The organism is Streptomyces hirsutus, assembly GCF_001418415.1.
Classification (GTDB): Bacteria; Actinomycetota; Actinomycetes; order Streptomycetales; family Streptomycetaceae; genus Streptomyces; species Streptomyces hirsutus.
The window spans coordinates 1-2,872 of the sequence record NZ_LIQT01000510.1 but is presented as its reverse complement, the minus strand read 5'-3'; the positions used below and the strand labels follow the sequence as shown (position 1 = coordinate 2,872).

The 2,872-nt window shown below is 67.6% G+C and carries 2 protein-coding genes and 1 pseudogene; 2 read left to right on the top strand and 1 reads right to left on the bottom strand.

From position 1 onward, the window contains the following. Positions 1-573, bottom strand: a pseudogene (locus tag AOK11_RS45665) (integrase); the annotation flags it as partial. Positions 574-688: 115 nt separating this feature from the next. Between AOK11_RS45665 and AOK11_RS32710 the strand changes: the two are divergent. Together AOK11_RS32710 and AOK11_RS32705 are read left to right on the top strand one after the other, a co-directional pair. After that, positions 689-1,111 carry an integrase core domain-containing protein gene (locus AOK11_RS32710; RefSeq protein ID WP_079035234.1) on the top strand — a complete coding sequence of 141 codons (423 nt, stop codon included), beginning with the start codon at positions 689-691 and terminating at the stop codon, positions 1,109-1,111. Positions 1,112-1,618: 507 nt separating this feature from the next. Continuing rightward, positions 1,619-2,713, top strand: a complete 1,095-nt coding sequence (locus tag AOK11_RS32705; RefSeq protein ID WP_079035233.1) for a UDP-glucuronic acid decarboxylase family protein — start codon at positions 1,619-1,621, stop codon at positions 2,711-2,713. The last annotated feature ends 159 nt before the right edge of the window (positions 2,714-2,872 follow it).

The following is a 2,872-nucleotide window of genomic DNA, read 5'->3' as shown; positions in this document are numbered from 1 at the left end:
CAAGGTGACGGTCTCGAAGAAATCGCAGGCCAGCAGGGCGTTGGCCTGGGAGCGCAGGAAGCCCGCCCAGGTGCTCGAGGCCCGCTCGGGCGCCGGCTCGATGCCGTCCTCCTTCAAGATCTCCCCTACCGTGGACGCGGCCACCTTCACCCCGAGCACGAGCAGCTCGCCATGCACCCTCCGGTAGCCCCAGTTGGGATTCTCCCTGGCCAGGCGCAGGACCAGCACGCGGATCGAGCGCACGGTGCACGACCGGCCGCCGCGCTTGGGCCGGGACCGGGCGGTGTGCCGGCTGACGATCAGGTCGCGGTGCCGGCGCAGGACCGTGTCCGGCCGGACCAGCAGTCGCATCCGGCGTAGCACCTCGCGGGGCACGCCGTGGAGCAGCGACGCCAGGAACGCCCGGTCGCCGGCGTCGAACCGGACTCGCTGCCCGTCCAGATGCCGCTCCAGGACGGCAATCCGATGACGCAGGGCCAGGATCTCGACATCCTTCTCCCGGTCGCTCACCGGCAGCAGTCGCAGCATCGCGAAGGCGTTCGTCATGCCCAGGTACGCCGGTCTCAACAGCACGGCCGATCATCATGCCGCCTCCGCCGTCCCCCGAGCGAGAGCGCCGACGCGGGTGACCACGGTCGGCACCGAAACCCACTCCCACCTGCATGGATGAGGTTATCGGCAAGGGCAGGTGCAGCAGGCACGGAATGTCGCCGCCGACCTGGGCGTCCGCATCGAGTCCCTGCGGTTCCTCCTGCGCGACCGCGACGGCAAGTACGGGCCTGCCTTCAACGCTGTCTTCCAGGCCGAAGACATGGAGGTACTACTCAGCGCACCGCGGGCTCCCCGGATGAACGCACATTGCGAGCGGGTGACCGGCACCATCCGGCGCGAAGCGCTGGATCACGTCCTGGTCATGAACGAGGCCCACGCCCGACACGTTCTCGCTGACTTCCAACGGCACTACAACACGCATCGGCCCCATCGGTCCCGGAATCAACTGCCTCCCGACGCCCAGGACCAACCCGCCACTGTGCACGATCTGGGCAGCCGCAGGCTCCTGCGCACTCGCGTCCTCGGCGGCACCCTCAACGAGTACCGCTACGCCGCTTGACCAGCAGCGATGACTTTTCGAGCCCGACAGGGTATTTCCTGGGGACAGGCATTGTCAGATCTCCTCCCACGAGATCTATCTGACCCGCTGTCACTCCTCCTCGCATCTCGGGGGAACCTCACCCGCTCGACGCGCCCATCCCCGGGCCGGGTCGCCCAGATCAGCGCCGACACGGCCATCGGCCGCGGCACGTGGGGAACTCAAACGGCTGAGATGCCAACCGGGCACACGGTCGGACACACACATGCGAGTGACACCGACCGATTAAGCCATTCGAAATCCGGATCAGCCCCGAACTGTGCGGCGCCCTCGTGCGCTCCCCGGCGTGACATCTGCCAAACAGCCCAGCCTCCAAGTCGCCTCCACAGAAAACACTACATATGACCATACTCTCGTCTTGCGTTTCCGAGACTGCTCCGCTTGTCGGTTCGTCAGGTCATCTGCCGTTCTTGTTTCCATGCGAGCGGGGCGTGAAGGCTGTTTCGCTTCTCATTCCGGGAGAAACAAATGCGCGTTGCCGTGACCGGTGGCGGTGGATTCCTTGGGTCACACCTGTGTGAAGCGCTCCTGCGGCGCGGCGATTCGGTGGTGTGCCTGGACGATTTCTCGACGGGCGAGCCGGGGAACATCGCACACCTCATGTCTGAGCCGGCCTTCGAATTTCAGCACGTCGACGTGAGCAGGTTCGTGGAGGTCGACTGCCGCGTCGACGCCGTGGCGCACCTGGCGTCCCCTGCCTCGCCGCCCGACTACTTGCGCCGGCCGTTGGAGACCCTCGCGGTCGGCAGCCGGGGTACTGAGAACGCCCTGCGTCTGGCGCTGCGTAATGACGCCCGTTTCATCCTCGCGTCGACGAGCGAGGTCTACGGCGACCCCTTGGTCCACCCGCAGGAGGAGGCGTACTGGGGCAACGTCAACTCTATCGGTCCGCGCAGTGTCTACGACGAGGCGAAACGATTCGCTGAGGCGGTCTCCGCCGCATACCGCCGCACTCACGGCCTTGATGTCGGCATCGCGCGCATTTTCAACACCTACGGTCCGCGCATGCGTCCGCACGACGGCCGCGTGGTGTCTAGCTTCATCACGCAGGCTATGACCGGTGAGCCGCTCACGATCTATGGCGATGGCTCCCAGACCCGCAGCTTCTGCTTCGTCGACGACCTGATCCGCGGTCTCGTCGCGCTCCTCGAGTCCTCCGAGATGGGCCCCTTCAACCTGGGCAACCCGGTCGAGCGCACTGTCTCCGATCTCGCCGCAATGGTCCTGGAGATGACGGGCTCGGCCTCTGAGGTGCGGTATCACCCGCTGCCGGTCGACGATCCGGTCCGCCGTCGGCCGGTGATCACCCGTGCCCGTGACGTGCTCGGCTGGGAACCCGAGATCGACATCGTCGAGGGCCTGCACCGGACTGTCGCGTACTTCGGCGCCCGCCCGGACCGGCTCACCGCGGCGGCCGCCGCGATCCGCGGTGGCCAGGGCGAGACGGTCCCGCTGTCCGCGGTGCAGAGCGCGGGCAGCCCGCTGCAGACGATTCCCGGGCCGGCGGCCGCTGCTTGCGTGGCCTCCACCGCCGTGTCCTGGCAGTCCGGCTCGGGCGGCTGACCACCGCGCCGCAGGTGCTGAGGGCGCCGGCCCCGCTGCGGCCCGATCGCCACTTCCCCTACCTCAAACAGCACGGACCCCTGTCGCACCGCCTGGAGAACCTGTCGCATGACGTCGTTGGAGCAAGGCCCCGCCCCTGGGACCCCCACCGTCCAGGAC